This window comes from Aeromicrobium sp. PFPM2_SD2 (assembly GCF_057364525.1).
The window spans coordinates 1-3,823 of sequence record NZ_JBNFNZ010000240.1 but is presented as its reverse complement, the minus strand read 5'-3'; the positions used below and the strand labels follow the sequence as shown (position 1 = coordinate 3,823).

The following is a 3,823-nucleotide window of genomic DNA, read 5'->3' as shown; positions in this document are numbered from 1 at the left end:
GGGCCGGCGACGAGCTCCTCCCACGCCTGCACGGAGATGGCGCAGGCCCGGCGCAGGGCGTCGAGCTCCAGCTCGTCCTTGACGACGCGCAGCGCCTCGACCGCCGCGCGCCAGGGACACGAGCGCGGTGCCCTCGGCCGCACCGCTCAGCACCGCGTGGTCGTCCACGCTGAGCGCATGGGTCTCGATCCCCCACCGTCCGGACGTGCGGGCGGCGCCCGACGGCGAGCAGCTCGCGGGTCACGGCGATCTCGAGGTCCGGGGCCTCGGCGGCGGCCTGGTCCTGGTAGCGTCCGTCGGTCAGCAGCACGACCGGACCGTCGACCGGGACGAGCAGCGCCGCGTTGGACCCGGTGAAGCCGCTCAGGTAGCGGACGTTCACCAGGGCGGTGACGAACGCGCCGTCGAGGTCGCGCTCGACGAGCACCTCGCGCAGGCGGGCACGGCGCTCGGCGTGGCTCACCGTGCCACCGCCGCGTGCGCCGCACGCAGGTCGGCGTCGGACGGCCCGGCCAGGATGGCGGGACGTCCGACGCCGTCGAGCACGACGAAGCGCAGCTCGGTGCCACGGGTCTTCTTGTCCAGCCGCATGCCCGCCAGCAGGGTGTCGTAGCCCGCGGCGCCCAGGTAGCGCACCGGCAGGCCGACCGACGCCAGCGTGTCGCGGTGCCGGCGCACGAGGTCGGCGTCGATGCGGCCGGCGCGCTCGGCCAGCTCCGCGGCGAACACCATGCCGATGCTGATCGCCTCGCCGTGCCGGATGCGGAAGTTCTCGGCCCGCTCGATCGCGTGGCCCAGGGTGTGCCCGTAGTTGAGCGCCTCGCGGCCGATCCCGCCGTCCGCGCCGGTCTCGCGCAGGTCGCCGGCCACGGTGCGCGCCTTGACCGCGATGCCCCGGGCGACGACCTCGGCGAGCACGTCGCTGTCGACCCGCTGCACGGCCGCCGGGTCGCGCTCGACGAGCTCGAGGATCTGCGCGTCGGCGATGAAGCCGCACTTGATGACCTCGGCCAGGCCGCTGCGGACCTCGCGGGCGGGCAGGTCGTGCAGCGAGTCCAGGTCGCACAGCACGCCGAGCGGCTCGTGGAAGCTGCCGACGAGGTTCTTGCCCGCGGGCAGGTTGATGCCGGTCTTGCCGCCGACCGCCGCGTCGACCATGCCCAGCACCGTCGTCGGGATGGTGACGAAGCCGACGCCGCGCAGCCACGTGGCGGCCACGAACCCGGCCAGGTCGGTCGTCGCGCCGCCGCCCAGGCCGACGACGACGTCGCTGCGGGTGAACCCGGCGCGGGCCAGCACGCCCCAGCAGAACGCGGCCACGTCGGACGTCTTCGCGGCCTCACCGTCGGGCACCTCGATCAGGTGCACGTCGACGCCGTCGCCGGCCAGGAAGCGGCGCAGCGCTGCGCGCGTCCCGGCCAGCACCGGCGGGTGGAACCGACGGCGACGCGGGCGGGCGCCCGCCACCAGGGCCCAGACCTCGGTGACGACGCCGTGGCCGACGACGACCTCGTAGGGCTGGGCGGACGCGACGGGGATGCGGGTGGTCATCGAACCTCCAGGATCGGCAGGACCAGGTCGACGACCTGCTCGGCGGTCAGCTCGTCGGTGCGGACGACGTGGTCGGCCACCTCGGTGTACAGCGGACGACGGTGGTCGAGCAGGGTCTTCAGCCGGGCGCGGACGCCGCCCACGAGCAGCGGACGCGACGAGGCCAGGCCGACGCGGCGCACCGCCTCGGCGAGCCCGAGGTCGAGGAGCACCACCGCGGGGTGCTCGGCGAGCAGCGCGCGGGTCGCGGGGTCGGAGCACCGCTCCCCCCGCCGAGCGACAGGACGCCCGTCGTGCTCGCCGCAGCGCGAGGGCGACCGCGGCCGCCTCGCGCTCGCGGAAGTACGGCTCGCCGCGGTCGACGAACAGGTCGGCGATCGGCACGCCTCGGCCGCCTCGACGTCGGCGTCGGTGTCGCGCACCGCGACGCCGAGCCGCTCACCCAGCAGCTGGGCGACGGTGGTCTTGCCGGCCCCCGGGGGGCCGACGAGGACGACGAGCGGGCGCACCACGTCAGCGGTACCGCAGGTTCGCCAGGTACGACTCGGCGTTGCGACGCGTCTCGCCCACCGAGTCGCCACCGAACTTCTCCAGGGCCGCGTCGGCCAGGACGAGCGCGACCATCGCCTCGGCGACGATGCCGGCTGCGGGCACGGCGCAGACGTCCGAGCGCTGGTGGTGCGCCGCCGCCTCCTCGCCGGTGCTCACGTCGACGGTGCGCAGCGCCCGCGGCACGGTCGCGATCGGCTTCATCGCGGCGCGGACCCGCAGGACCTCGCCGGTCGTCATGCCGCCCTCGACGCCACCGGAGCGGTCCGACACGCGGCGGATGCCCTCGTCGGTGGGGACGATCTCGTCGTGGGCCAGCGAGCCGGGCGTGCGGGCGAGCTCGAACCCGTCACCGAGCTCGACGCCCTTGATCGCCTGGACGCCCATGAGCGCGGCGGCGAGCCGCGCGTCGAGACGCTTGTCCCACATCGTGTGCGAGCCGAGTCCCGGCGGCAGCCCGTGGACGACCACCTCGACGACGCCGCCGAGCGTGTCGCCGTCCTTGTGCGCCTGGTCGATCTCGGCGACCATCGCGGCGCTGCCCTCGGGGTCGAAGCAGCGCACGGGGTCGGCGTCCAGCCGGTCGCGGTCGGCGCGGGTCGGCAGGGCGGTGCCCGGGGAGACCGCGCGCCCGATCGACACGACGTGCGAGACGAGCGTGACGCCCAGCGCCTGCTCCAGGAAGTGCGCGGCGACCTCGCCCAGCGCGACCCGCGCAGCCGTCTCGCGGGCGCTCGCCCGCTCGAGGATCGGACGCGCCTCGTCGAAGTCGTACTTCTGCATGCCGGCCAGGTCCGCGTGGCCGGGCCGCGGACGGGTCAGCGGCGCGTTGCGCGCGGAGCCCTCGAGCTCGGCCGGGTCGACCGGGTCGGCAGCCATGACCTTCTCCCACTTCGGCCACTCGCTGTTGCCGATGCGGAAGGCGACCGGGCTGCCGAGCGTCGAGCCGTGCCGGACGCCGCCGACGACCTCAAGCTCGTCGGCCTCGAACTTCATGCGGGCGCCGCGGCCGTAGCCCAGGCGGCGGCGCGCGAGCGCGTCCTGGACGTCCTTGCTGGTCACCTGCACACCGGCCGGCAGGCCCTCGAGCACGGCCATGAGCGCGGGGCCGTGGGACTCACCGGCGGTCAACCATCGAAGCATGGGGCAGATTCTCCCACGCGGCCCACCGGGCGCCGCGCACCCGCCCGAGGGCCGGTCACGCACCCAGCACGAGCGGCGGCCACAGGACGCCGACCAGGGCACCCGCGACGAGGAACGGCCCGAACGCGAACCGGCGCGGGTCGAGGCGTCCGAGCCGTCCGAGCACCACCCCGAGCACCGCGGCCAGCACGAAGGCCGCGTAGACGCCCACCAGCAGCTCGGTCCAGCCGGACGCGGCCATCACCATCCCCAGCGCCGGCGACAGCCGCACGTCCCCGTAGCCCAGGCTGCCGGGTGCGACGAGCCACAGGGCGGCCAGCACGGCGAACAGTGCCGCTCCCCCGGTCACGGCACGGACGAGCAGGTCGTGGTCGCGCTCCACGGCGACGACGACGAGCAGCACGCCGAGCACGGCGGCGTTGAGCGGCAGCACGATCCGGCGGGGCAGCAGCCGGGTGCGGGCGTCGACGTACGCCAGCAGCAGTCCCACCGGCACGAGCACCGCCCAGGCCAGCACGAGCGCGGTCGGCCGGACGAGCCAGCCGACGACCCCGGTGACGACAGCCGAGCCGGCCGCCAG

Annotated in this window: 5 protein-coding genes; all 5 read right to left on the bottom strand. The window is 75.5% G+C overall.

The window, feature by feature from the left end:
* Positions 1-463: aminopeptidase P family N-terminal domain-containing protein (locus tag AC2W7G_RS11210; RefSeq protein WP_485868500.1), on the bottom strand; the 463-nt coding region annotated here is incomplete at its 3' end.
* On the bottom strand, positions 460-1,551 hold the full coding sequence (gene aroB / locus AC2W7G_RS11205) for a 3-dehydroquinate synthase (protein ID WP_485868499.1): 1,092 nt from the start codon (positions 1,549-1,551) through the stop codon (positions 460-462). The genes aroB and AC2W7G_RS11210, both read right to left, overlap by 4 nt.
* Positions 1,548-2,063 carry a shikimate kinase gene (locus AC2W7G_RS11200; RefSeq protein ID WP_485868498.1) on the bottom strand — a complete coding sequence of 172 codons (516 nt, stop codon included), beginning with the start codon at positions 2,061-2,063 and terminating at the stop codon, positions 1,548-1,550. The genes aroB and AC2W7G_RS11200 overlap by 4 nt, the downstream gene beginning before the upstream one ends.
* A 1-nt stretch (position 2,064) precedes the next feature.
* Positions 2,065-3,243 carry a chorismate synthase gene (aroC, locus tag AC2W7G_RS11195; protein WP_485868497.1) on the bottom strand — a complete coding sequence of 393 codons (1,179 nt, stop codon included), beginning with the start codon at positions 3,241-3,243 and terminating at the stop codon, positions 2,065-2,067.
* A 55-nt stretch (positions 3,244-3,298) separates the two neighbouring features.
* The coding region (locus AC2W7G_RS11190; RefSeq protein WP_485868496.1) for a prepilin peptidase at positions 3,299-3,823 on the bottom strand (525 nt) is incomplete at its 5' end.

What these genes read in the sequence shown, in the direction of transcription:
- aroB (WP_485868499.1), bottom strand. Translation starts at nt 1,551, where the DNA reads ATGACCACCCGCATCCCCGTCGCGTCCGCCCAGCCCTACGAGGTCGTC.
- aroC (WP_485868497.1), bottom strand. Translation starts at nt 3,243, where the DNA reads ATGCTTCGATGGTTGACCGCCGGTGAGTCCCACGGCCCCGCGCTCATG.